Here is a 25,043-nt window from a genome sequence, read left to right on the forward strand (position 1 = left end):
GGCATTGCCCTAACTATCGCTGCAACGCACGAATGCTGTGGCACTAAGCAACTCCTTTCAAGTATAATGAAGCCAGCACGAAACTAAACGAAATATTTCACAATTTAAAATAGAGGTGGAAAACTTATGAAAGAAATCAGTTTGAACGATACAGTCTATAATCTGGTGAAGCAGTACCCTGAAATCAGGGAAGTCATCATCAGCCTAGGCTTCGAACCCTTGCGCAGCGACAAGATGCTGAATACCGCCGGCCGGATCATGACCATCGGGAAGGCTCTCAAACGCAACGATGTGCCGGAGGAGACATTCGTCGAAATGCTGGCAAACAACGGCTTCAGCGTGAAGGAATTGGCGCCGTCACCGGCAGCAGTTGCTCCAAGCGAACCGGCAGAGCCCGCCGCTCCAACCGGGGGAATTGCCCGCATGGGTTCAGCGGAATTCCAGGAGCGCCAGGACATCCTGCAGAGCCTTATCCTGCGCTTGCATAAAGGAGAGGACTGGGATGCGGTGCAAGCCGACTTCAAGAAACATTTCACGGGCGTCAGCGCCTACGAGATTTCCGTCATGGAGCAAGGCTTGATGGGCAAAGGGATAGACGCCGAAGACATCCAACGCCTCTGCAACGTGCATGCATCGCTCTTCGGCGGATCCATCGAAGCGGTTTACACCACTTCAGCGGAACAGCAGCATGCCGGGCATCCGATCCAAGTTATGAAACTTGAAAATTTGGCCATCGAAAACACGCTGGAAAAGGTCAGCAAATTACTGGCCGTCTACCTTGAAACGCAGGAACCGAGCCTGAAGGCAGGCATCCAGAAACAATTGGCGTTGCTCGGCGAATTCGACAAGCATTACGCCCGCAAGGAATACGCCATCTTCCCGATCATGGAGAACAAAGGCATCACTGCACCGCCGAAAGTCATGTGGGGTGTCGATGACGATATCCGCGCCATGTATAAGGCCTTCAAAACCCTTCTGCAAAACGAGGACTTCACTGCGATTCCCAAAGCATTCTCCGACCTGAAATACGAAATGACGGAGATGATCACGAAGGAAGAAGACATCCTCCTGCCGATGATCATCGACATCTTCAATGAGGACCACTGGCTGCAGATCGCCAAGGAGTCCGAAGAGATCGGCTACTGCATCGTCAAACCGGAAGCAAAATGGGTGCCGGAACGTTCCATTCCCGAGGATGTTTCACATGAAACACTGACGACTGAAGCGAATCCTTACATCAATTTTCAAACCGGACACCTGACGCCGCATCAATTGGAAAAGATGCTGAACAACATCCCTTTGGAATTGACTTTTGTGGATGCGGACAACATCGTGCGCTACTACAATGACAACGGCGAAGAAAAATTCTTCAAGCGCACCAGCAGCGCAATCGGCCGCGATGTCATGAACTGCCATCCGCCGAAGAGCCTGCCGATCGTCACAAAGCTGCTCGCCGACCTGAAATCGGGCGCGAAAGAAAGCGAATCGATGTGGTTCCGCGCGATGGGTAAATTCATCCTGGTCACCTACCGCGCCGTCAGGGATGACGACGGCAGCTATATGGGGACTCTTGAATACGTGCAGGACATCCAACCGATCATCGATCTTGACGGCGAGAAGCGGACACTTTCCTAAGCCGCCGTCCCGGAAAGGATTGCCGAAATAAACAAATGCAAGCTGTCTCTTTTGAGGCAGCTTTTTTCGGCGGCAAGGAACTTTCTGTCTGTGTGTCAGCCGCTCGCTCTTCATTCGCCTGAATCTTCCCCCCTCCTCCGGCGAGCAGAGGCCCCGCCGGAGTTCGCCCAACATTCTCTCCTGTCAGCTCCGGCGAGGGCAGCTTCGCCTGAGGACACGCCACTGACCATCAGTGTGTTCCGGTGACCGCACGCTTCGCCGGAAGTCAGGTCAGCTGCTGCACCTCATCTCCGACGAGCACACCCCACCCAAAAAGAAGGGCCATCCCCCAAAAAAAGGAGACGGCCTTTCTTGCTGTTTATTTGGTTATCCTGAAAGCGATGGTTTCGTACGGCTTCAGCGTGAAGGATGGCATAAGCTGTCTTTCACCGTAGTTGCCGGCCAGGAAACTGCTGACCTTGTTTGCCCATTCTTCCGGTACGCTGATCGTGTACTCGCCGGCATAGAAATGATTCAGGACAAGCACTTTTTCCTGCTCGTTCTCCCTGATGTAGGCGAACACTTCCGGATCGTCAAACAGGATACCCTCGTAGGAACCGTCCACAATGACTGCATGCTCTTTGCGGATACGGATCAACGCTTGGTAGTAACGGAAAATTTTGCCCTCAGCGAGTTCTTTTTCGACGTTCACTTCCGGATAATTGGCCGCGACCTGTAGCCAAGGTTCGCCGGTCGTAAAGCCTGCGTGCGGGCTGCTGTCCCATTGCATCGGCGTCCGGCTGTTGTCGCGGGATTTTTGCTTGATGATGCGCATGGCCTCCTGATGCGTCAACCCGGCAAGTTTCAGATCGCGGTAGGCATTGTGCGACTCGATATCGCGATAAACGCTGATGTCGTCATAATCTGGATTCGTCATGCCGATTTCCTCGCCCTGATAGATGTAAGGCGTGCCCCGCAACAGATGAATCGTTTGCGCCAGCATGGAGGCTGTTTCGAAAGGATAACGGATCGGATCGCCGAAGCGGCTGTTGGCGCGCGGCTGATCATGATTGTTCCAGAACAGCGCATTCCAGCCTTTCCCGTCCGACATTCCTGCCTGCCACTCATTCAAAATCCGCTTCAGTTCAAGAAAATCAAAGGGATGATCCGTCCATTTTTCACCATCTTTGTAGTCGACCTTCAGATGGTGGAAGCTGAAGATCATCGACAATTCGTTCCTGTCCGGATTCGAATAAAGGATTCCGTTTTCGACAGTGGTCGAAGACATCTCACCGACCGTGATGATATCCTCCAGCGTGCCGAATGATGCCTGGTTCAGCTCATGGATATAGTCATGGACGATCGGACGATCCGTGTAGAGGCTCTTTTCGTTGCTTCCTTCACTGTCGACCAACGCGACATCCTTGCCGATGAGATTCAATACATCGAAGCGGAAACCCTTGATGCCCTTTTCCAACCAAAAATTGACGACTTTCTGCAGTTCCTGCCGCACTTTCGGGTTGCGCCAGTTCAGATCCGCTTGCGTGACATCAAACAGATGCAGATAGTACTTGCCGGTGTCCCCGAATGGCGCCCACGCCTCCCCGCCGAATTTCGAACTCCAATTGGTCGGCAGGCTGCCGTCTGCTTTCGGATCGCGGATGATGTAATAATCCTGGTACTCTTCGTCACCGGCCAATGCTTTCTGGAACCACTCATGCGTGATCGACGTATGGTTGAATACCATGTCGAACATGATTTCGATGCCATGCTGCTTCAGCTTCCGGATCAGTTCTTCAAAGTCTGCCATCGTGCCGAAAACAGGATCGATGGCATAATAATCAGTGATGTCATACCCGTTGTCCATTTGCGGGGATACGAAGATCGGATTCATCCAGATCATATCGATGCCCAGTTCCGCCAAATAAGCCACTTTGCTGATGATCCCTTGGATATCACCGATGCCGTTGCCGTCGGAGTCCTTGAATGATTTTGGATAAAGCTGATAGATCACTTTTTTTTGAAAGTCTTTCATTGTAAAGCCTCCTGTCTTTTCACTATGACTGAAGGCAAAAAGCTTCACTAACAGCTTTTTGCCTTCAGTAATTCACTTTTTATTTTTGAGTTTGGATAACCGGTGCGTCCTCGACTTCGCCTTTAGGAGCGAAAAGTTGTTTCTTGTCGAATACAATCGTCAACAGGAACGGCACGACGATCGCGATGGCCATACATACGATGAACATTGCCATCGAATCGGTCTGGATGCTGAGGAAACCGGGAATCCCGCCGACTCCGATACTGTTCGCCATGACGTTGAAGGTCGTAGCCACCAAACCGGCGATCCCGGATCCGATCATCGCTGCAACGAACGGATAGATGTATTTGATGTTGATGCCGAACATGGCCGGCTCGGTTACGCCCAAGTAGCAGGAGATGGCGGCCGGGATGGAAACCTGTTCCTCTTTTTCATTCCCTCTGTGCAGGAAGATGATCGCCATAACGGCCGATCCTTGTGCGATATTCGAAAGGGCGATCATCGGCCACAGGTTCGTGCCACCGAAATCGGCGATCAGCTGCAAGTCGATGGCATTGGACATATGGTGAAGCCCCGTGATGACGAGCGGCGAATACAGCGTACCGAAGAACAGACCGAACAGCCATCTGAAGTCCCCTGTCAATCCGGCATAGACGACTTCGGAAACCCATTGGCCGATTGTCCAACCGATAGGCCCCAGCACGGTATGCGCGATGATGACAGTAGGAACCAAGGCCAACAATGGAACAACAATCATCGAAATGTACTGCGGAATCCATTTACGCAGCCAAATTTCCAAGTAGGCCAACACAAACCCAGCCAACATGGCCGGAATGACTTGCGCTTGATAGCCGATTTTGTTGATTGTGAAAGCACCGAAATCCCAGAATGGAATCTGTTCCGCCCCGGCGACACCATAGGCATTCAATAATTGCGGTGATACCAATGTAATCCCGAGAACGATACCCAGAATTTGCGTAGTGCCCATTTTTTTCGTGATGCTCCAAGTGATGCCGACTGGCAAGAAGTGGAAAATCGCTTCACCGATCAGCCAAAGGAAATCATTGACGCCTGTCCAGAACTGAGAATTGGAAACGATCGTGCCGTTGGCGAAATTGATCCCTTCAAGTACGTTTCGGAACCCTAGGATAAGACCCCCTACTACGATGGCCGGAATCAGCGGCGTAAAGATTTCCGCTAACACAGCCATGGCCCGCTGCACGACATTCTGATTCTGCTTGGCTGCCGCTTTTGCTTCATCCTTCGAGACGCCCTCTTTACCGGATACCTTCGCGAACTCGTTATAAAATTGTGGCACTTCATTACCGATGATGACCTGAAATTGTCCTGCTTGGGTGAAGGTTCCTTTTACTGCGGGTATGTCTTCGATTTTCTTGATGTTGGCGGCAGCCGGATCATTCAGAACGAAACGCATCCGAGTGGCACAGTGACTGACTGCAGAAATATTATCGGGGCCTCCGATATGTTCCAGCAAATCTTTTGCATCTTTGTTGAAATCTACCATTTTTTCTCCTCCTAAACTTGTATATACATGTTCCTGACATTTCTATTTTACCGCGAAAAATTTTATATTGCAAACGTTTTCCATCTGCTGTATTTTTACTTGTATAGACAAGTTGCCCATTTTCCGTATTTTATGAAGCGTTAACAAGCTGGACAACACCCTTAAAAAAAAACGACAAAAGAATCGGATGGTGCCTGATTCCTTGCCGTTTTTTGATTATGCCAAGCCGATCATATTCCTTGTTTCACTTTCACCAACGTACGCCCATGCATCTTTCCGTCCATGATTTTCCCGAAAGCCGCTGGTAAATCTTCCAGCGTGATTTCCTGTTCGACCAGCAAATCAAGATTTTCCGGCTTCAGATCGCTTGCCATACGCCCCCAAAGCTTGATGCGTTCAGCGTAAGGATGGTTCACTGAATCGATCCCCACAAGTTTGACGCCCCTCAGGATAAACGGCAGCACGGTCGCTTCGAATGCGATTCCGCCGGCATTTCCGCTCAAAGCCAGACAGCCGCCGTAATGCAGCTGCGCCAGCAAATCAGGCAGCAGCGGACCGCCGACAGGATCGACGATCGCCGCCCAACGTTGCTGTGCCAATGGCCGCTTCTTCTCCAGCGCCACTTCATCAGGATGGAGAACCGCTTCAGCACCGAGTCCCTTCAGGTAATCCATGCAGTCCGCTTTTTTGCGGGACACAGCTTCGACCGTATACCCTAGACGCTTCAACATAGCGATCGCCATGCCGCCGACACCGCCGGAAGCCCCTGTCACCAAAACACTCCCCGTTTGCAGCTGGATGCCTTGCTTCTCCAAGGCATCCACTGATTCCGCCGCTGTGTACCCGGCCGTTCCGATGATCATCGCTTCCTTCAGGCTCAACCCTTCCGGCAACGGAACGACCCAGGCTGCAGGGACCCGGGCATATTGGCTGAATCCGCCGAAATGACTCACACCTAAACCGTAGCCAGTCACGATCACCTTATCCCCTGCCTGGAAAGTTGGATCGAGCGATTCCACAACCACGCCGCTCAGATCAATCCCCAAAATAATAGGATAGTTGCGGATGACCCCGCTTTTCGGATTGGTTCCGGCCAGCCCGTCCTTGTAGTTGACGCTCGAATAGTGCACTTCGATCAGCACCTCCCCATCAGGCAAGTCCTCTTTGTTGAATGTTCTGACGCTAGTTTCCACTTTCGCATCTATATTTTCCGCCCATAAAGCCTTGAACTCTTCCATAAGCCATTCCCCTCTTTTCTGCTTGTATTTTCTTAAGTTTAGTCCATCTTCCCATAATTTGCGACCTCTTCCCCGCAACCCACAGGAAAAAAGAGCCAAATAAAAAAACCTTCTCCGGGAATCAAGCTGCCCCCTGGTGAAGGTTTTATGATATTCGATTAGTCCGCTATCTCAACAACCAAATAACGATGCGGCTCTTTGCCCTCGGAATGGGTTTTGATGCGTTTGTTCTGGCTCAAGCGCGCATGGATCTGTTTTCTTTCAAAAGCAGGCAGCGGCTCAAGGAACACGGGCTGTCTCGTTTTGATGACGCGTTCCGCAGTACGGTCGGCGATGCTTTCCAATACGGCAGCTCTGCGCTCACGGTAGTCCCCGACATTCACGATCACGGACAGGCGGCGACGCACATAGCGTTGCACCAGCGCTTGCGCCAATATCTGGAGAGCATTGACGATTTTTCCGTATTTGCCGATCAATAGCCCTGGCTTTTCGCTTTCCATCTGGAAAATCAGCATATTGTTCTTCTCTTCGACCGTCACGATCGCAGGAGCCCCGTATGCTTCAGCTACCGAAGTAAGATACTCGGTCACTGCGGCAATCGCTTCATCACGGCCGGATTCTTCATCATCATCGGACTCATCGGAAGAAATCAGTCTATCGATCTCAGGTTGATCAGCCAATATCTTTTCCGCAGTTTCCGGATAATCCTCTTCAAGATCTTCTACGATATCTTCGACTGTCTCTTCGATTTCGGCTAATTGGATATCGCCTGCTTCATCAAAGTCCCTGATTTCTTTGAGCGTGATTTCCACGACTGCCTCTTTTTGTCCGAATCCAAAAATCCCTTTTTTACCTTCAGAGATTACGACGATATCGGCTTCATGGCTGTCTACGCCCAACAAATCCAGACCTTTGCGGATCGCTTTATCAACGGTCGTATCTTTCGCAATTACTTTATCCATAATAGAATGTCATCCTTTCCTACTTCAAAGTATAACTAGTTTTTCTTTTTCTTTTTAGGATTTTGAGCTTTCTTCAATGCTTTTTCGCGCGCTTTTATTTCTGCTTCCGCTTGTTCGCGCTCGCGGATGGCCTTGTATGGGTTGTTCAGCATCAAGGTCTGACCGACCGAGAAGGCATTACTTGCTACCCAGTACAATGACAAGGCGCTCGGGAAGTTGATACCCATCATCAAAATCATGATCGGCATCGTGTAAGTCATCGATTTTGTCGCGGAATTCGCTTCCGTCTGTGACATCATCGTCAATTTGCTTGTGGCATACGTCAGGATCGCAGCCACTACCGGCAGAATGAAGAATGGATCGCGTTCTCCCAAGTTCATCCATAGGAAGCTGCCGCTCTTCAAAATTTCAGTCCGGCTGATTGCTTGGTACAACGCCATCAATACGGGCATCTGAACCAAAACAGGCAAACAACCCATATAAGGATTCACATCGTTATCTGCATACAGCTTGGAAACTTCCTTCTGCAGATGTTCTTGCGTTTCCCGATCTTTAGAGGCATATTTCGCCTGCAACGCTTTTATCTGCGGTTGAACAGCCGACATTTTTTTCGTGCTCTTCGTCTGGAAATGATTGAGCGGCAACAGGATAACCCGGATGATGATCGTGAAGGCAATGATTCCTAGGCCATAATTACTGAAAAATAGATCGGACAACCACACGATCATGTTGGAGAAATTAAAGACAACATAACGATCCCAAAAACCGGCACTTTCTGAGGTGATGGGTTCCGTTCCACACGCTGATAAAACCATCATAACAGCAAATAAGCTGAGTGTAAAAAGTAATCGCTTACGCTTTGACAAGAGAACTCCTCCTTAATAGGAATAATATAGTTTATTTGTTTTTCAAAAGGTTGGAAAGCTTAAGGACATGGACCAGACTCTTCTTGACTTCCGCAGCCGACATTTCAGCAACCGGTTTGCGTGCAATCACGATGAAGTCAATATCCTGAACCAAATCTGCCTTCAATTCCGTGAGTGCCTGGCGGATTTTTCTTTTGACGGCGTTCCGCACCACGGCATTGCCGATTTTTTTGCCGACGGACAAACCGACCCGAAAATGCGGTTGCCACTTTTTGTCGAGCACATAGATCACGAATTGGCGGTTCGCTTTGGACACACCATTATGAAATACTTTCTGAAATTCTTTTTCTTTCTTAACACGAAAAGATTTCCTCATGTTCTTCCCTCAAATCTGCAATCATAACATGCAAAAAAAATCTCCCCCAAATGGAGAAAAACAGAAAAATTTCTCTCTCCGTTATCATCACAAATACGAACCCACTCCCGAGGCATTGCTGCTTTCGGTTCTGTTGGACACATTTGTCATACTCTCCATTTAAGAAAGACATTTTTGCATTTTTCGAAATACTTAAAAAAAAAGACCACTGAAACGGTCAGTGATCTATGCAGAGATAACTTTTCTGCCTTTAGCGCGTCTTCTTGCTAATACTCTACGGCCGTTTTTTGTGCTCATACGTTTACGGAAACCATGAACGGATTGACGGTGACGTTTTTTAGGTTGGTATGTTCTTTTCATTGATCTTTACACCTCCTGATAAACTATCTTTCAAATAGGTTATATTTCACTGTTTAGACAGTCCATTAACATTATAAAGAGACAGAATGTGACCTGTCAAGTAAAATTGGTTCATTTTATTGAACTCACTGAGATATAATAGCACAAAACATTAAAAGATAAAACACCTTTCTTGAAAAAAATTTGATTCTCATCAAAATAAAATTATCCACAACCTTTTTTTTAATACACAATGCCACGGGATAACTCCTGCAGCCCCCTTGATCGCTAACACCTTCGACCCGATTTATCCACATTCATACAGCGTGTGTACTTCTCCCGAAACCCCACCTGAAAAACCTGTGTAAAAGTGTATCAAACGTTGTAACAATCAACGTTTCGAAAACAAACTACTCCACAACGGACCGTGGACAACTGCTTTGCCTACAAAGTTTGTCCACACCCTCTCCAAGCCTGTGGACAACTATTTATACACCGGTTGATTGTTTTATTCACAGCTGAAAAGAGTTGTGGAAAACTTTTTGATATAATGCTAAAATAAAAAGGACTCACTAAAAGGAGGTGTCCCATTTGGATGACATCTATTCATTATGGCGTTATCTGCAAGAAAAATTTCAAGAATCACTGTCCAAAGTCAGCTACGATACTTGGATAGACAGCGCAGTCCCGGTCCGACTGACTGATACGAATATCATCATCGAAGTTCCCTCTTCTTTACATAAAGATTATTGGCAAAATAATTTGATGAGCAGAATTGTCGAAGGCATCTATGAATTCAGCGGCAAAGAACTGACTCCCATTTTTATGATCAAGAATGAGGAAATGCCTGATATTGCAAAACCGACCATCAAACGCACCAACAACAATCGTCTCTTTAAGGATGCCCAACTGAACAGCAAGTATACCTTTGACACCTTTGTTATAGGAAAAGGAAACCAGATGGCTCACGCTGCCGCCCTCGTCGTGGCGGAGGAACCCGGCACAATCTACAACCCGCTCTTCTTCTATGGAGGCGTCGGCTTAGGCAAGACCCATTTGATGCACGCCATCGGCCATCAAATGCTGCAACTGCGGCCAACCGCACGGGTAAAATACGTCAGCAGCGAAACGTTCGCCAATGATTTCATCAACTCCATCCAGAATCGGACGCAGGAGCAATTCCGTAATGAATACCGCAGCGTCGACTTACTGATGGTCGATGATATTCAATTTTTTGCCGACAAAGAAGGAACGCAGGAAGAGTTCTTCCATACTTTCAATGCGCTTTACGATGAACGCAAACAGATTGTGCTGACGAGCGATCGCTTGCCGAACGAAATCCCTAAACTGCAGGAACGGCTTGTCTCCCGTTTTGCTTGGGGCTTATCGGTTGATATCACGCCGCCCGATCTGGAGACGCGCATCGCCATTCTGCGCAAAAAAGCCAACAGCGAGCGCCTGGAAATTCCCGATGACACCCTCAGCTACATCGCAGGGCAGATAGATTCCAACATCCGGGAATTGGAAGGCGCCCTCGTCCGGGTACAAGCCTATTCAGCGATACAAGGGACCGACATCACCACCAGTCTGGCAGCGGACGCTCTGAAGAGCATCATGCCTTCCGAAAAACCAAAAGCTTTATCCATCTATGCCATCCAGCAAGCGGTAGGGAAATATTACCATGTGACCGTCGAGGAATTGAAAGGCAAGAAGCGCACCAAAGGGATTGTGGTGCCAAGACAAATCGCCATGTATCTTTCCCGGGTGATGACGGACAATTCCTTGCCGAAAATCGGTTCCGAATTCGGCGGCAAGGATCACACAACCGTCATTCACGCCCATGACAAGATTGCCCTTTCCGTAAAAAAAGACCCTGTTCTGCAACGCGAAATCGAGACGATCCAAAACAGTCTGAAAAAATGATCCTCTCGCGCATTGTGGATAAGCCAATAAATAAGACGGCATTTACGAACACGTTATCCACAGGTGGAAAACTATTGGTTTTGTCAGCATCTTTCACTTATCCACAGTATGAACAGGCCCTACTACTATTACTAATATTATTTAATTTATATTAATAACCATCGGAGGTCCCTTATTATGAAATTTTCCATTAATCGTCAGGTTTTGATCAAACACTTATCTGACGTACAAAGAGCTATTTCCAGCAGAACAACAATCCCTATTTTGACAGGGGTAAAAATCAGTGCTGATGAAAATGGGATCGTATTGAGCGGAAGCGACTCGGATATTTCCATCGAAACGCTGATTCCTGTGTCGGAAGAGAATAACCAGATCGAAATCCACTCACAAGGCGGCATTGTCCTGCCGGCTCGTTTCTTCAGCGAAATCGTAAAAAAATTAGCTGATGAAAAAATCACGATTGAAGTCAAAGATCATTTCCAGACAAACATCACTTCTGCAAAAGCATCTTTCACCATCAACGGAATCGATGTAAACAACTATCCGAATTTCCCGGTCATCGATTCGAATGAAGTCATCACCTTACCGACTGCTTTATTCAAACAAGTGATCCAGCATACGGTAATCGCAACATCGACACAGGAAAGCCGTCCGATCTTGACTGGGGTGAACATGACCATCCAAAATGGGAAATTGACAGCTGTCGCTACGGACAGCCATCGTTTAAGCCAGCGCGTCATCTCGATCGCGGCTCCGGAATCACAGCTAGAAAAAACCTACAATGTCATCATTCCCGGAAAAAGCTTGGTGGAGCTCTCACGGATCGTTGAGAATCAAGCGACCATCGAAATGATGATCACGGAGAACCAAGTCCTTTTCAAAGCCGAAAATGTTTATTTCTACTCGCGCTTGCTGGAAGGCTACTATCCGGATACAAACCGTTTGATTCCGGCCAGCTCCAGCACACAGATCGTCTTGAATGCCTATGATTTGCTGCAGGCTACCGACCGTGCCTCCCTGCTTTCGCATGAAGGAAAAAACAACGTCGTCAAACTGTCCATCGATGCAAACAAAGTCGAGTTATCTGGAAACTCTCCTGAAGTCGGCAATGTGGAAGAATCCTTGGCTTATGAGTCCGCCAGTGGCGATCCGCTGATCATTTCCTTCAATCCTGATTACATGAAGGATGCGCTGCGCACATTCGGCCAACAGGATGTCCAAGTCAATTTCACTTCGGCTGTACGCCCATTCACGGTCGTGCCGGCGGATCGTGAAGACGATAACGATAATTCGTTCATCCAACTGATCACGCCTGTAAGGACCTATTGATCCGAAAGATATAATCCAAAAAGCAAGGAGACGATCCGATCGTTTTCTTGCTTTTTGCTTATCTAAAAATGAAAGCGCTCGGACCAGCCGTTTTTTCCATAGGAAGAAAGTCCGCATCCGCTCCGTTTGTTCAGCTAAAGATAAAATGACCGAAAAACGCGAATTTTAAATTTATAAGCCTATAGACGCTTTCGTTTGGATATAGCTAATTTGTATTGTTTTCGGAAAAAATTGAAATAAGGGCCTTTTTTTTCGCGAAAATTTGAAATTGATCAAAAAAAATAGTATAATAAACATATTAATTAGCATCATTGCGTGGATTTTATTTTCCACGCTTATTTTATTGGAAAATAGGTGAATTTCTTGAAAAATATTGTGAATATTGATGCAGAGTTCATTACTCTTGGTCAACTACTGAAACATGTCAATCTGATTTCCAGCGGCGGTATGGCCAAATGGTTCCTTTCAGAATATGTGGTGTATGTAGACAACGAAAAAGAAGACCGCAGAGGCCGCAAATTATTTCCCGGTACGATGATCGACATCCCTGGTGAAGGCACTTTCTTCATCCAGTCAACAAAATCGGATAAAGAAGAGGCTGAGCAAGACAACCGTGAGTCCGAAGCATGATCCTGAAAGAAGTGACGCTGCAAAATTTTCGGAATTATCCGTCTCTTTCCGTGTCCTTTTCAGATGGCATCAATGTCTTTTTGGGTGAGAATGCGCAAGGCAAAACCAATCTCATGGAAGCAATCTATGCATTGGCTTTGGCAAGGAGTCCGCGCACGTCAAACGAAAAAGAAATGATCCGTTGGCAAGAAGATTCCGCCAAGATAACCGGCAAAATCCAAAAAAGGGTTTCTACGTTCCCTTTGGAAATCATTTTTTCCAAAAAAGGCAAGATTGCCAAAGTCAATCACCTGGAACAAAAAAAGCTGAGCCAATACATCGGCCAACTGAACGTCGTGCTGTTCGCCCCGGAAGACTTGAATTTAGTCAAGGGTGCGCCTGCCAACCGCAGAAAATTCCTGGATATGGAGCTGGGCCAGATGAATCCGGTCTACCTGCATGATCTTGTGCAATATCAGCGGATACTGAAGCAACGGAATCTTTATTTGAAGCAGTTGGTGACCGGTAAAGCCAAGGATGAAGTCTATTTGGATGTGCTGACTGAGCAATTGGCCATTTTGGGTGCCGATCTGTTGGTCTACCGTCTGCAGTTCATCAAAAAATTGGAAGCCTGGGCCCAACCGCTGCACAAAGAGATTTCTTTGGAGCGGGAAGAACTGACGATCGCCTACAAGTCCAACATCGAGTTGTCTGATGAGATGGATAAGGACGCTCTTTTTTTGAAACTGATGGAAGCGTTCCGCCAAGGGAAAAGCCGGGAAAGAGATCAGGCGGTCACCCTTTTCGGTCCGCACCGCGATGACCTGATTTTTCAGGTGAACGGGCGCAATGTCCAAAACTACGGCTCTCAAGGGCAGCAAAGAACGACTGTCCTCAGTCTCAAATTGGCGGAGATCGAATGCATGAATGAGGTCCTGGGGGAGTATCCGATCCTGTTGCTGGATGATGTCCTGTCCGAATTGGATGATGAACGCCAGACCCATCTGCTGAAAGCGATCGAGAAGAAGGTCCAGACCTTTTTGACGACAACCAGTTTGGATGGCATAAAAAAGAATAAGATAGACGAACCGACTATCTACCATATAAAAAACGGTGAAGTAGAAATGGAAGGTGTGTAACAGAATGGCAGAAAACGAAATGAACAAAGCTGAACGAGCAAAAGAATACGATGCCAGTCAGATCCAGGTCCTGGAAGGACTGGAAGCAGTCCGCAAACGTCCTGGGATGTACATCGGCTCCACCAGTGGCGCGGGTCTGCACCATTTGGTCTGGGAAATCGTGGATAATTCCATCGATGAAGCGCTAGCCGGCTTTGCGACAAAAATTGAAATAATAATCGAAAAAGACAACAGCGTAACTGTAACCGATAATGGCCGTGGTATTCCAGTCGATATCCAAGCGAAGACTGGCCGCCCCGCTGTAGAAACTGTCTTCACTGTTCTTCATGCAGGCGGCAAATTCGGCGGTGGAGGCTACAAAGTTTCAGGTGGTCTCCATGGTGTTGGTGCTTCGGTCGTGAATGCCTTGTCTTCTGAATTGACCGTAAACGTTTATAAAAACAATAAAATTTACACCCAAACGTTCGTACGCGGAGACATCACATCCGATTTGACCATCACAGGAGATACCGATAAGCATGGTACGGAGGTCCGTTTCCTGCCTGATCCGGAAATTTTCAAGGAAACGATTGTCTTTGATTTTGAAAAACTGGCGGTACGTGTCAGGGAATTGGCTTTCTTGAACAAAGGATTGAACATTTCCATCGCGGATAAACGCCCAGAAGAACCTATGGAACAAGAATATTATTACGAAGGCGGAATCAAGAGTTACGTCGAATTCCTGAACCGCAACAAAAAAGTCATTTTCGAAGAACCCATCTACATCGAAGGCGAGCAGGACGATATTCAAGTTGAAGTAGCGATGCAATATACGGATGGCTATCATACAAACTTTCTGAGTTTCGCCAATAATATCCATACTTACGAAGGCGGAACCCACGAATCCGGTGCAAAGACCGCTTTGACCCGTGTCATCAATGACTATGCGAAACGCAATAAGATCATCAAGGAAAATGAAGAGAATCTGACCGGGGAAGATGTGCGTGAAGGCCTTACCCTTGTCCTCTCCATCAAGCACCCGGATCCGCAGTTCGAAGGACAGACCAAGACAAAATTGGGCAATTCAGAAGCGCGTACCATCACCGACCGACTTTTTTCAGCGTACTTTGATAAATTCCTGATGGAAAACCCGCAAGTCGCCCGTCAGATTGTCGAAAAAGGTATGTTGGCTGCCCGCGCACGTTTAGCAGCCAAAAGAGCCCGTGAAGTGACCCGCAAGAAGAGTGGATTGGAAATCAGTAATCTGCCCGGTAAATTGGCCGATTGCTCCAGCAAAAATCCAGCAGAATCCGAAATATTCATCGTCGAAGGAGACTCAGCCGGAGGTTCGGCAAAACAAGGCCGCTCCCGTTTCTTCCAGGCAATCCTGCCGATCCGAGGGAAGATTTTGAATGTAGAAAAAGCATCCATCGACAAAATCCTCGCCAATGAAGAGATCCGTTCGCTGTTTACGGCGATGGGGACCGGCTTCGGCGGAGACTTCGATGTTTCCAAAGCGCGCTATCATAAATTGGTCATCATGACCGATGCCGATGTCGATGGTGCCCACATCCGTACGTTGCTGTTGACGCTTTTCTATCGCTACATGCGTCCTTTGGTTGAAGCAGGATATGTGTATATCGCACAACCACCTTTGTATCAAGTTAAGCAAGGCAAAAAAGAGAAGTATCTCGATACCGATCAGGAGCTGGAAGAGTACTTGGCATCCATCCCTGACTCGCCAAAACCAAGCATCCAACGCTATAAAGGGCTTGGAGAAATGGATGCGGAACAATTATGGGATACGACCATGAACCCTGAAAACCGTCACTTCCTGCAGGTGACCGTCGATGACGCCGTCAAAGCTGACGAAACATTGAATATGCTTATGGGGGATCATGTAGAACCAAGAAGGAACTTCATCGAAGAAAATGCGGTTTACGTGAAGAACTTGGATATCTAAAAGGGGGTTGGAAATTAAATGTCTGATGAAATTGAAAAAGTAAATGATCAAGCCATGGAACAAAGGGAATTAAGCCATGAAATGGAAACTTCATTCCTGGAATATGCCATGAGCGTTATCGTAGCCAGGGCTTTGCCTGACGTCCGTGACGGACTCAAGCCGGTCCATCGCCGGATTCTTTACGGCATGAGCGAACTGGGCGTTACGCCTGATAAAGCACACAAAAAATCCGCACGTATCGTCGGGGACGTAATGGGTAAGTACCATCCCCACGGTGACAGTGCCATCTATGAATCCATGGTGCGTATGTCCCAGGATTTCAGTTACCGTTATCCGTTGGTCGATGGACACGGAAACTTCGGCTCCATTGATGGAGACAGCGCCGCAGCAATGCGTTACACCGAAGCCCGGATGTCAAAAATCGCCTTGGAAATGCTGCGCGACCTCAACAAAGATACAGTCGATTACCACGACAACTATGACGGTTCCGAAACTGAGCCGGATGTATTGCCAGCCCGCTTCCCTAACCTGCTGGTGAATGGTGCTTCCGGTATCGCTGTTGGGATGGCGACAAATATCCCGCCGCACAACCTGACGGAAGTCATTTCCGCCCTGCATATTCTGATGAATGATCCGGAGGCGACGACTGCCGATTTGATGGAGGCCGTTCCCGGCCCCGATTTCCCTACAGGCGGTATCGTCATGGGCAAATCAGGGATCAGAAAAGCTTATGAAACGGGCAAAGGCTCCATCATTGTCCGCGGACGTGTAGAAGTCGAAATCCTGAAAAACGGCAAAGAACGCATCATCATTTCGGAATTGCCTTACATGGTCAACAAAGCGAAATTGGTCGAACGGATTGCTGAATTGGCCCGCGACAAACGGATCGAAGGCATAACCGACTTGGCGGATGAGTCCGACCGCGACGGCATGCGTGTTGTCATCGATGTCCGCAAAGATGTCAGCGCCGGCGTCATTCTGAATAATCTGTACAAATTGACGCCGCTCCAATCCTCATTCGGCTTCAATATGCTGGCGATCGTAAAAGGCATCCCGAAAGTGCTGGGACTCAAGCAGATTCTGGTCCACTACCTGGAACACCAAGAAGAAGTCATCCGCAGAAGAGCCGCATTCGACAAACGAAAAGCGGAAGCCCGTGCGCATATCTTGGCCGGCTTGCGGATCGCTTTGGATCATATCGATGAAATCGTAGCGATTCTGCGCGGTTCAACCAATGGCGATGCAGCCAAACAAATCTTCATCGACAAATACGGCCTTTCCGACAAACAAGCGCAAGCCATTTTGGATATGCGTTTGGTGCGTCTGACCGGTTTGGAAAGAGAAAAAGTTGAAGCGGAATATGATGCACTGATGGCTTTGATTGCTGATTTGACTGATATTTTAGCGAATGAGCAGCGTGTCTTCGACATCATCTATACGGAATTACTTGAAATCCAAGAAAAATTCGGCGACAAACGCCGCACGGAACTTTTGGTCGGAGAAGTATTGTCGCTTGAGGATGAAGACTTGATCGAAGAGGAAGACATCGTCCTGACTTTGACTCATAACGGCTACATCAAACGTTTGCCAAACAGCGAATTCAGAGCCCAAAAACGCGGCGGACGCGGTGTCCAAGGCATGGGCATCCATGATGATGATTTCATCGAAACACTGATTTCGGCATCGACGCACGATGTGTTGTTGTACTTCTCGAACCAAGGGAAAGTATACAAAACAAAAGGCTATGAAGTGCCTGAATACGGCCGCCAGGCAAAAGGTTTGCCGATCATCAACTTGCTGAACTTGGATGCCAACGAAAAAATCCAAGCCATCATCAACGTCAAAGGCGGCCCGCAAGACGGGGATTACTTGTTCTTCACGACGCGGATGGGTACCGTCAAACGGACATCCGCTACGGAATTCCAGAATATCCGTCAAAGCGGTCTGCGCGCAATCAATCTGAAGGATGAGGATGAGCTGATCAAAGTATCCTTGACTGACGGCAACCAGAACATCATCATCGGAACGCACTTCGGCTACTCCGTAAGCTTTGATGAAAAGGACGTCCGTGATATGGGCAGGACCGCTACCGGTGTCCGCGGCGTGAAATTAAGAGGAGATGACTACGTTGTCGGCATGGATGTGCTGAAACACGAGTCGGAAGTTCTGATCATCACGGAAAATGGTTACGGCAAACGTACGGCAGCCGATGAGTATGCCATCAAAGGACGCGGCGGTAAAGGGGTCAAAACAGCCAACATCACTGAGAAAAACGGTAAATTGGTAGGCTTGACGACTGTCTCCGGTGATGAAGACATCATGATCATCACGGACAAAGGCGTCATGATCCGTTTCCATGCGGATGCCATTTCCCAAACAGGCCGTGCCACTCTGGGCGTACGCTTGATCAAGCTTGATGGCGAAGCTATTGTATCGACAATGGCAAAAGTTGAGCGCGAAGAGGATGAAGAAGCTGTTGCTCCCCTGGATACAGCCTTGCTTCCAGAAGGCGAAAAAAACGCCTCAGAAGTGGCTGATGCTACTGAACAGGCAAATACACCAGATACAGCGGAAACATCCGAAATAGCCGATAAATTGAGTAATTTCGCAGATGAACTGTTGGATGAAGAAGATTCGGAAGAATAAAACTTCGATACTAAAGCTAATAGAGTTAAAACGGAGGAAACTGTCCTGGGGCGGTTTCCTCCGTTTTTGTTCGCCCTCTTTCAAGGCGGCTGAAAAAAAGACTTGCCATAAAAAATGGAATATGGTACAATCTTTAGATGTGAGTAATCCTGAAAAGGTACTCTCCTTGCTCTTACAAAAGTAAGGGCCAAAGTCCACAAGGAGGTGACAGTCAAATGAGCAATTACGAAATCAACTACATTATCCGTCCTAACATCGAAGAAGAAGCTAAAGCAGAATTGATCGCACGTTTCGATTCTATTTTAACTGATAATGGCGCTGAAGTTATTGAATCAAAAGACTGGGCGAAACGCCGTTTAGCTTATGAAATCAAAGATTTTCGTGAAGGTATCTACCATATCGTGAAAATTTCTGCTTCAGATGCTAAAGCAATCGACGAATTCGACCGTCTAGCAAAGATCAATAGCGATATCATTCGCCACATCGTTGTTAAAGTAGAAACTAAGTAAAGTGTTCCACGTGAAACATTTTGAAAGGAGTAAGATGAATGATTAATAATGTTGTCTTAGTCGGCAGACTTACAAAAGATGTTGATTTACGCTATACATCCAGCGGCACAGCAGTCGGAACCTTCGCTCTTGCAGTAAACAGACAGTTTACTAACCAAGCAGGAGAAAGAGAAGCTGACTTCATCAATTGTGTCATTTGGAGAAAATCTGCAGAGAATTTCGCGAATTTCACTCGTAAAGGCTCTTTAGTCGGTATCACTGGCCGAATCCAAACAAGGAATTATGATAATCAACAAGGACAGCGCGTATACGTGACTGAAGTCGTTGCAGATAATTTCACATTGTTGGAATCGAAAACAACTACCGAACAAAGACCGAGAGAGACTGGCGCAGCTTCTTCAAATCAAGCAGCTCCGAGTGCAAACTTCGGATCAAGCAAATCTTTTGAATCTAACCAAAACCAAGGACAGTATAATAATCAATACTCTTCTCCGAAACAAAACGGTTTTTCTGATTTTAACTCAACTGCTGATCCGTTTTCATCAAACGGAGAATCAATTGACATTTCAGATGATGATTTACCGTTCTAGTCTTTAGGACAGAATGGTTAGTTTAGGAAAAGGAGGAATTGACATGGCATTTCAACGTAACAGCAGAGGCGGACGCAAACGTAAGAAAGTTTGTTATTTCTGTGCTAACCACATTGATCATGTAGATTACAAAGAGACTGATTTATTGAAACGTTATATATCTGAAAAAGGTAAAATTTTACCTCGTCGTGTAACAGGTACATGCGCTAAACATCAAAGAACTTTGACTGTATCTATCAAACGTTCTCGTATCATGGCTCTTATGCCATTTACATTAGCAGAATAATATTAAGGGAGTCGCTTCCTTCCAGGAGCGCTCCTTTTTTTGTACCCAAAAATACTTATTGGACACGGACACACCGCACCCGGTATCACCCACTCCCCTTTCCCCTCTTTCAGGTACAATTTTTTTGGACGCGCCCTATCCGTTTCTGTTGAATGATCGTATGCGCAGGTGAAGCAAACTGCTTGCTGCATCTTTCTGAGTGTCTCCTCTCATGTCTCCTTCGGGCATCACTAAATCAGCTAAGGATACATTATTTTTATCCGTCTGCCTGATTGGATCGTTCCCCTAAGCTCTCCCACAATTTGTTGCCCATCTCGGGTACACTGAACAGCCGAGTTGAAAACTCAACACCAAGGATTCTGCTTCATCTAAATGCCCTCCCCTGCTCTTCAGGTTAGCAGAAAGACTCCTACATATTTTTTCCTTAACCGCTGGCTGGTGCACTGGCTGGATATTCTCCATCGAGGTATAAGGCTAGGCACTATAATGCTCGAATCGGGTCATTCTACCCCTGTGAGAACGAATTAGGCTTAGACTTTGGGCAAATACTTCATACAAGAATGCAGATGCTGTCAGAAGCTTAAATCTAGCCGATTTGAACAAAGCAAAATCGCCAGCAGTAAAATATTCCACGTGGAACATTTTACTGCTGGTTTTGATGCACAATAAGTTCCTGATTGTTTTTGCAAAAAATTTTTTAGGAAGTAACGCTCTCTATAATTAAAAGTAGGATTGCTAAATGAGCATCATTTGCGGTTCTATGCCATGCCATTGCTTGACGTGTACGCTTCATTCATAGAGAAAAAATTTCCGGAAGCAGGAAGAAATGAGTTGTCGGGGAATGCCTAAAACATATAATCCAGTAAAAGTATGATCCTCCCTTCCATCACCCGTTCTGTGGTTATCCCGATCAGCAAATAGATACAATGGTATAAGGCCTGCAGGTGGGTGGATGGGAAAAATTAGCAAGAATGAATGAGCCAGAAAAATAGTGAATCGGCATCAAGGGGGGAATGCATAAGCCCGCTTCACACAAATTTAAAATCAGACGCGGATACCCGAGACCGAAACCAGACAACATAAAGCAGCGACAGACCGCCCCTTTCATCTTAATCGCCATAAAACAGACAAGGATACGCCAAGAAATCAGATTATTTCCATTATATATTGCAGAGAATCTGAGGCCTTAGCATCAGGAGCTATCAAACTTTAGTGAGCCAAAAGTTGCCGGGTGTGCATATATATACATAGCCGTAGAACTTATTAGTGGATCCAGATGATCAGGTCTCGGCCTGAAAAAAGTGCACACGCAATTCTACAGTAAGGACAGGTATCCTATCCAAAGATAAGCATAGATCGACACTATTCGAAATATGTCAGCTTCACAGTCGCAGGTTTTCGTTCAGACGGTATGGTATATTCCTGCGATGCCACCGAAGTTCAACCATGGATTAACAAAAATTCTTCAAGAAATAAGCAAGCAATGATTCACTCAGGCTAATCGAAACTACTCGAGTTAAGGGATACTTTTTCTACGAATTGAGTAATTTGTACCTTCTAAAAGACGAGAAAGAGAAAGCCTCCTCACACCAGTACATCCCCATAAGAGGGTTGTGCGATTGCGCTGCATCAAAATTTAAGTCACGTGCTGGAAGAGCAAAAGACTCTCTTTTGCATACTATATTAATGAGATGGTTTCATAGACGCAGAATTGAGGTTACTGGAAAGGATCTTAAAGTTGTACACAGGCTGATTATTTTTTTACAATTATCCACAAAAGAATATGACGATGATTCCGGAACTTATTGGACATTCAAAAAAATAGGATGTGGAAAACTTTTTTCTGAACTTTATCCACAGAGGGTTCTTACTGAGGTCAACCGGCTTCGGTTATGTATTTGCAAACGAGCAGGAACGACTAAATGTCGGATATAAGGGGAACTTTTTCAAAATTCAGCTGTTTTCATTAAAATGATAGTAAATTCATCCAAAATAAAGGGCATCATTTCATTAATACATCAATCAAACAAATGTTCAGACGGACATAAAGAATTCGAAGTAACTTCCCAGACTTATGCACAGGATGTCCACAGGCATTCGACAGCAAAAAAGGTGTCATAAATAGTATCAGGATAATAAGTTATCAACAAAGTCATTTTATGACAGAAATCCTATTGTATCAAGGCTATAAAGTACTATTTGATTTAGTTATACACAGGCGAATGACGAAAAATGTGCATAACTAAAAAGGTTAGGGATGGTTTGAGTTATCCACAAGAACAGGAGCTGCTACAGGGGAAGAAAATTGAGAGAAGATAGAGAGGCTGAAAATCCATTTTCAAGCAAGAAAATCGATTATGCAGATTATATGAAAAAACAGGAAAACATCGTATAGCTAGATTATTCAAATTATTAGTGAAATAGTAATAGAAGTCACCAAAAAAATCGTTTTCCGTAAAAAAGCTAACAGAATAATAAGTTGAAAGAGAGCGAGGTTATGCTGAAAAAAATAGCGACAGAAGAGATCAAATCGAAAAGACAACATGAGCGAGCATAAAAGTTCCACGTGGAACATCGTTTAAGAAATAAACGTACACAGGATTTGAAGATGAATTGAAGAGGGCAATCAATAAATGTTCCACGTGGAACTATTGAAGGGGATAGTAGAGGAAATCGCAACCAACTGATAACTATAATAATAATTACATTCGGGTCGAAAATGGTAACTATTTTGAGAGATAGATTTTCACGGCGGCCAAATCAATTACCCTTCCAAAATGCAGCATTATAATCCAATCCAGCCGATGGCGTAATGAAGACTGGACCGGTGGAAACGTTTGGACCATCCATTATAGACCAAATATATATTTTGAGGAAATTACATTTTTCAATGCCTAAATAGATGAATAACCTTTCGAGAACAGAAAATCTGCTTTCCGGAATACGAACATTATCCAGAGGAAATGTTTCACGTGAAACATTCAATTTGACGTTGAGTTGTCAACTAATCCCGTCAGAAAGGGCATTATAGCTATTATTATCTGAATATGTTAAAATGTACGAGTGCAAATTGTAGGTTCAGTAAAGGAGCTATCATGAAAATAAAGGAAAAGTTAAAGAATCTTCCTCACTTCATAAAGGCTGACAAGATTAAGGTTCCTTTCCTGATTATCGTGTTCTTATTGCTGGTGATTGTTGTTTTGACTTTCATTGCAGATTGGAAAATCGGTATTGGAATTACGCTCTTATGCGTTGGAATTGTTGGGTTCATCAGTTATTCTTCGGAGTATTTGATTGATGAGACAAATCAATACATATCTGACTTATCTTATCGAATCAAAAAAGGTGAACAAGAGGCTTTAATTAAAATGCCTATTGGGATACTTCTATATAATAAGCAAGAAGAAATCCAATGGATGAACCCATATTTAATAAAGTATTTTGGCAAGAAAGATACACTGGGCAGAAAGCTGAAAGTGGTTGATGAAGAATTATATCAGCTTTTTAAAGAATCACAGGATTATGTGATACGCCGTGTGAAATGGGGAGATCATTATTTTGATATGATCATTCAAGAGGATATTGGCGTCATTTATTTGATGGACATAACAGAATATGCCAAAATTGAAGAGAAGTACAAAGACGAAAAATTTGTTTTTGGGAATATCATTGTCGACAATTATGATGAGGCTGTTCAATCCATGAACGATCGTAAGCGATCGAATGTAAACAACTATCTGACGAATCAACTCACAAATTGGGCAAACATGAATAATGTCTTTCTGAAACGAGTGGATGATGACCGCTTCATAGCATTGACCAATATGCGAGCATTAAAGAAAATCGAAGAGAACAATTTTGATATCATAAATCAAATAAGGGAAAGAACCTACAAGCAAAATTTTCCGTTGACATTGAGCATGGGTTTCTCATATGAGAAAACTTTTGAGCAAACCAATTTTAAAGAAGTCGCTAAAATGGCGCAGTCGAATATTGATTTAGCCTTGGCAAGAGGTGGCGATCAGGTTGTTGTGAGGGCCGAAAATGAAGATGCCCGTTTCTATGGCGGTAAAACGAACCCAATGGAAAAACGGACCCGTATCCGTGCGAGAATGATCAGCCAGGCTTTGGAAGAGCTCATTATCCATGCCGATAAAGTGATCATCATGGGTCATAGTTACCCGGATATGGACGTCATCGGTTCCTGTTTAGGAATCCGCCGCATTTCTCAGATGAACAATCGGGAAGCCTGGATAGTATTGGATCCGCAACAATTTTCCAATGATGTGAACCGGATCATGCAGGAGATAGACAAAGATCCGTTGATTGCGAAGCGGATCATATCGCCTGAGCAAGCAATGGCATTGGTGACGCCGCAGACGCTTATCGTGATGGTCGATGTCCATCGCCCATCCATGACGCCGGCACCCGGGCTGTTGAATCTGTCCAAAAAAATAGTCGTCTTGGATCATCACAGACGCGGACAAGAGTTTCCAAAAGATTCTGTTTTGGTCTATATGGAACCTTATGCGTCCTCCACATCGGAATTGATCGCTGAGTTGTTCGAATATCAATCCAATGAGATGGATGCCATCAATAAGATAGAAGCAACTGCTATGTTGGCGGGGATTATCGTCGATACCCGCAACTTCAGTTTGAGAACCGGATCAAGGACTTTTGATGCTGCCAGTTATCTGCAGTCTAATGGGGCCGATACCGTACTGATCCAGAAATCACTGAAAGAGGACTTGGATACTTATCTGTTGCGCAGTCATTTGTTGCAGACAATGGAATTTGTGAATGGTAACCTGGCAATCGTCCATGGGGAAGATGAAAAAATCTATGACACGGTCGTCGCTGCTCAAACAGCCGATACGATGTTGTCGATGGAAGCGGTAGATGCTTCATTTGTCGTCACAAAACGCCAGGACGGCAGAGTCGGAATCAGCGCCAGAAGTCTGGGTCAATACAATGTGCAGACAGTCATGGAAAAATTAGGCGGCGGCGGACATTTATCCAATGCAGCTACTCAGATTGAAAATACGACAGTCCATGAAGTTGTTGAGAAACTGAAAGCAGTCATAAATCCAGAAAAAATCAAGGAAGGGGAATAAT

At 45.8% G+C, this 25,043-nt stretch carries 18 protein-coding genes; 11 read left to right on the plus strand and 7 right to left on the minus strand.

What is annotated here, in order from left to right:
* Window positions 1-126: 126 nt before the first annotated feature.
* A complete protein-coding gene (locus tag PH235_RS08590; RefSeq protein WP_272161946.1) occupies window positions 127-1,635 on the plus strand; it encodes a DUF438 domain-containing protein in 1,509 nt (502 codons plus the stop codon).
* 358 nt (window positions 1,636-1,993) lie between these two features.
* Here the strand turns inward: PH235_RS08590 and treC are convergent, their stop codons facing one another.
* From treC to rpmH, 7 genes are all read right to left on the minus strand, one after another.
* The gene (treC, locus tag PH235_RS08595; RefSeq protein ID WP_272161947.1) at window positions 1,994-3,649 is read right to left on the minus strand and encodes an alpha,alpha-phosphotrehalase; all 1,656 of its coding nucleotides are present in this window, start codon (window positions 3,647-3,649) and stop codon (window positions 1,994-1,996) included.
* Between the two features lie 79 nt (window positions 3,650-3,728).
* Window positions 3,729-5,174 (minus strand): PTS system trehalose-specific EIIBC component, encoded by a 1,446-nt coding sequence (treP, locus tag PH235_RS08600; RefSeq protein WP_272161948.1) that lies wholly within the window; start codon window positions 5,172-5,174, stop codon window positions 3,729-3,731.
* Between the two features lie 230 nt (window positions 5,175-5,404).
* Window positions 5,405-6,412, minus strand: coding sequence for an oxidoreductase (locus PH235_RS08605; protein ID WP_272161949.1), 1,008 nt, complete (start codon window positions 6,410-6,412; stop codon window positions 5,405-5,407).
* Between the two features lie 158 nt (window positions 6,413-6,570).
* Window positions 6,571-7,374, minus strand: coding sequence for an RNA-binding cell elongation regulator Jag/EloR (gene jag, locus PH235_RS08610; protein ID WP_272161951.1), 804 nt, complete (start codon window positions 7,372-7,374; stop codon window positions 6,571-6,573).
* A gap of 35 nt (window positions 7,375-7,409) precedes the next feature.
* The gene (gene yidC / locus PH235_RS08615) at window positions 7,410-8,240 is read right to left on the minus strand and encodes a membrane protein insertase YidC (protein WP_086986337.1); all 831 of its coding nucleotides are present in this window, start codon (window positions 8,238-8,240) and stop codon (window positions 7,410-7,412) included.
* Window positions 8,241-8,271: 31 nt separating this feature from the next.
* Window positions 8,272-8,616 (minus strand): ribonuclease P protein component, encoded by a 345-nt coding sequence (gene rnpA / locus PH235_RS08620; protein ID WP_272161952.1) that lies wholly within the window; start codon window positions 8,614-8,616, stop codon window positions 8,272-8,274.
* Between the two features lie 225 nt (window positions 8,617-8,841).
* A complete protein-coding gene (rpmH, locus tag PH235_RS08625) occupies window positions 8,842-8,976 on the minus strand; it encodes a 50S ribosomal protein L34 (protein WP_072763781.1) in 135 nt (44 codons plus the stop codon).
* Between the two features lie 570 nt (window positions 8,977-9,546).
* Here rpmH and dnaA point away from each other — a divergent pair.
* The 10 genes from dnaA to PH235_RS08675 all read left to right on the plus strand — a co-directional run bounded on the left by dnaA (window position 9,547) and on the right by PH235_RS08675 (window position 25,042).
* On the plus strand, window positions 9,547-10,878 hold the full coding sequence (gene dnaA, locus PH235_RS08630; protein ID WP_068562126.1) for a chromosomal replication initiator protein DnaA: 1,332 nt from the start codon (window positions 9,547-9,549) through the stop codon (window positions 10,876-10,878).
* A 177-nt stretch (window positions 10,879-11,055) separates the two neighbouring features.
* Window positions 11,056-12,207: a DNA polymerase III subunit beta gene (gene dnaN / locus PH235_RS08635; RefSeq protein ID WP_272161955.1), complete on the plus strand. Its 1,152-nt coding sequence runs from the start codon at window positions 11,056-11,058 to the stop codon at window positions 12,205-12,207.
* A gap of 363 nt (window positions 12,208-12,570) precedes the next feature.
* The gene (yaaA, locus tag PH235_RS08640) at window positions 12,571-12,837 is read left to right on the plus strand and encodes a S4 domain-containing protein YaaA (RefSeq protein ID WP_272161956.1); all 267 of its coding nucleotides are present in this window, start codon (window positions 12,571-12,573) and stop codon (window positions 12,835-12,837) included.
* On the plus strand, window positions 12,834-13,955 hold the full coding sequence (gene recF, locus PH235_RS08645; protein WP_086628716.1) for a DNA replication/repair protein RecF: 1,122 nt from the start codon (window positions 12,834-12,836) through the stop codon (window positions 13,953-13,955). Before yaaA ends, recF begins: the two co-directional genes overlap by 4 nt.
* A 4-nt stretch (window positions 13,956-13,959) precedes the next feature.
* Window positions 13,960-15,897 carry a DNA topoisomerase (ATP-hydrolyzing) subunit B gene (gyrB, locus tag PH235_RS08650; protein ID WP_272161958.1) on the plus strand — a complete coding sequence of 646 codons (1,938 nt, stop codon included), beginning with the start codon at window positions 13,960-13,962 and terminating at the stop codon, window positions 15,895-15,897.
* 54 nt (window positions 15,898-15,951) lie between these two features.
* Window positions 15,952-18,543 carry a DNA gyrase subunit A gene (gene gyrA, locus PH235_RS08655; protein ID WP_272162078.1) on the plus strand — a complete coding sequence of 864 codons (2,592 nt, stop codon included), beginning with the start codon at window positions 15,952-15,954 and terminating at the stop codon, window positions 18,541-18,543.
* Window positions 18,544-18,758: 215 nt separating this feature from the next.
* The gene (gene rpsF, locus PH235_RS08660) at window positions 18,759-19,052 is read left to right on the plus strand and encodes a 30S ribosomal protein S6 (protein WP_086628719.1); all 294 of its coding nucleotides are present in this window, start codon (window positions 18,759-18,761) and stop codon (window positions 19,050-19,052) included.
* A gap of 38 nt (window positions 19,053-19,090) precedes the next feature.
* Entirely contained in the window at window positions 19,091-19,642 is a 552-nt protein-coding gene (gene ssb, locus PH235_RS08665) for a single-stranded DNA-binding protein (protein WP_086628720.1), read from the plus strand.
* Between the two features lie 43 nt (window positions 19,643-19,685).
* A complete protein-coding gene (gene rpsR, locus PH235_RS08670; protein ID WP_068562133.1) occupies window positions 19,686-19,928 on the plus strand; it encodes a 30S ribosomal protein S18 in 243 nt (80 codons plus the stop codon).
* A gap of 3,095 nt (window positions 19,929-23,023) precedes the next feature.
* Window positions 23,024-25,042 (plus strand): DHH family phosphoesterase, encoded by a 2,019-nt coding sequence (locus tag PH235_RS08675; protein ID WP_086628722.1) that lies wholly within the window; start codon window positions 23,024-23,026, stop codon window positions 25,040-25,042.
* The last annotated feature ends 1 nt before the right edge of the window (window position 25,043 follow it).

It is taken from the genome of Trichococcus sp. K1Tr (genome assembly GCF_028309625.1).
In the GTDB taxonomy this organism is placed as follows: domain Bacteria; phylum Bacillota; class Bacilli; order Lactobacillales; family Aerococcaceae; genus Trichococcus.

Coding starts and splice junctions, on each gene's coding strand:
- treP (WP_272161948.1), bottom strand. CDS start 5,174: ATGGTAGATTTCAACAAAGATGCAAAAGATTTGCTGGAACATATCGGA.
- dnaN (WP_272161955.1), top strand. CDS start 11,056: ATGAAATTTTCCATTAATCGTCAGGTTTTGATCAAACACTTATCTGAC.
- rnpA (WP_272161952.1), bottom strand. CDS start 8,616: ATGAGGAAATCTTTTCGTGTTAAGAAAGAAAAAGAATTTCAGAAAGTA.
- recF (WP_086628716.1), top strand. CDS start 12,834: ATGATCCTGAAAGAAGTGACGCTGCAAAATTTTCGGAATTATCCGTCT.
- rpsF (WP_086628719.1), top strand. CDS start 18,759: ATGAGCAATTACGAAATCAACTACATTATCCGTCCTAACATCGAAGAA.
- PH235_RS08605 (WP_272161949.1), bottom strand. CDS start 6,412: ATGGAAGAGTTCAAGGCTTTATGGGCGGAAAATATAGATGCGAAAGTG.
- ssb (WP_086628720.1), top strand. CDS start 19,091: ATGATTAATAATGTTGTCTTAGTCGGCAGACTTACAAAAGATGTTGAT.
- PH235_RS08590 (WP_272161946.1), top strand. CDS start 127: ATGAAAGAAATCAGTTTGAACGATACAGTCTATAATCTGGTGAAGCAG.
- jag (WP_272161951.1), bottom strand. CDS start 7,374: ATGGATAAAGTAATTGCGAAAGATACGACCGTTGATAAAGCGATCCGC.
- rpmH (WP_072763781.1), bottom strand. CDS start 8,976: ATGAAAAGAACATACCAACCTAAAAAACGTCACCGTCAATCCGTTCAT.
- gyrB (WP_272161958.1), top strand. CDS start 13,960: ATGGCAGAAAACGAAATGAACAAAGCTGAACGAGCAAAAGAATACGAT.
- gyrA (WP_272162078.1), top strand. CDS start 15,952: ATGGAACAAAGGGAATTAAGCCATGAAATGGAAACTTCATTCCTGGAA.
- PH235_RS08675 (WP_086628722.1), top strand. CDS start 23,024: ATGAAAATAAAGGAAAAGTTAAAGAATCTTCCTCACTTCATAAAGGCT.
- rpsR (WP_068562133.1), top strand. CDS start 19,686: ATGGCATTTCAACGTAACAGCAGAGGCGGACGCAAACGTAAGAAAGTT.
- treC (WP_272161947.1), bottom strand. CDS start 3,649: ATGAAAGACTTTCAAAAAAAAGTGATCTATCAGCTTTATCCAAAATCA.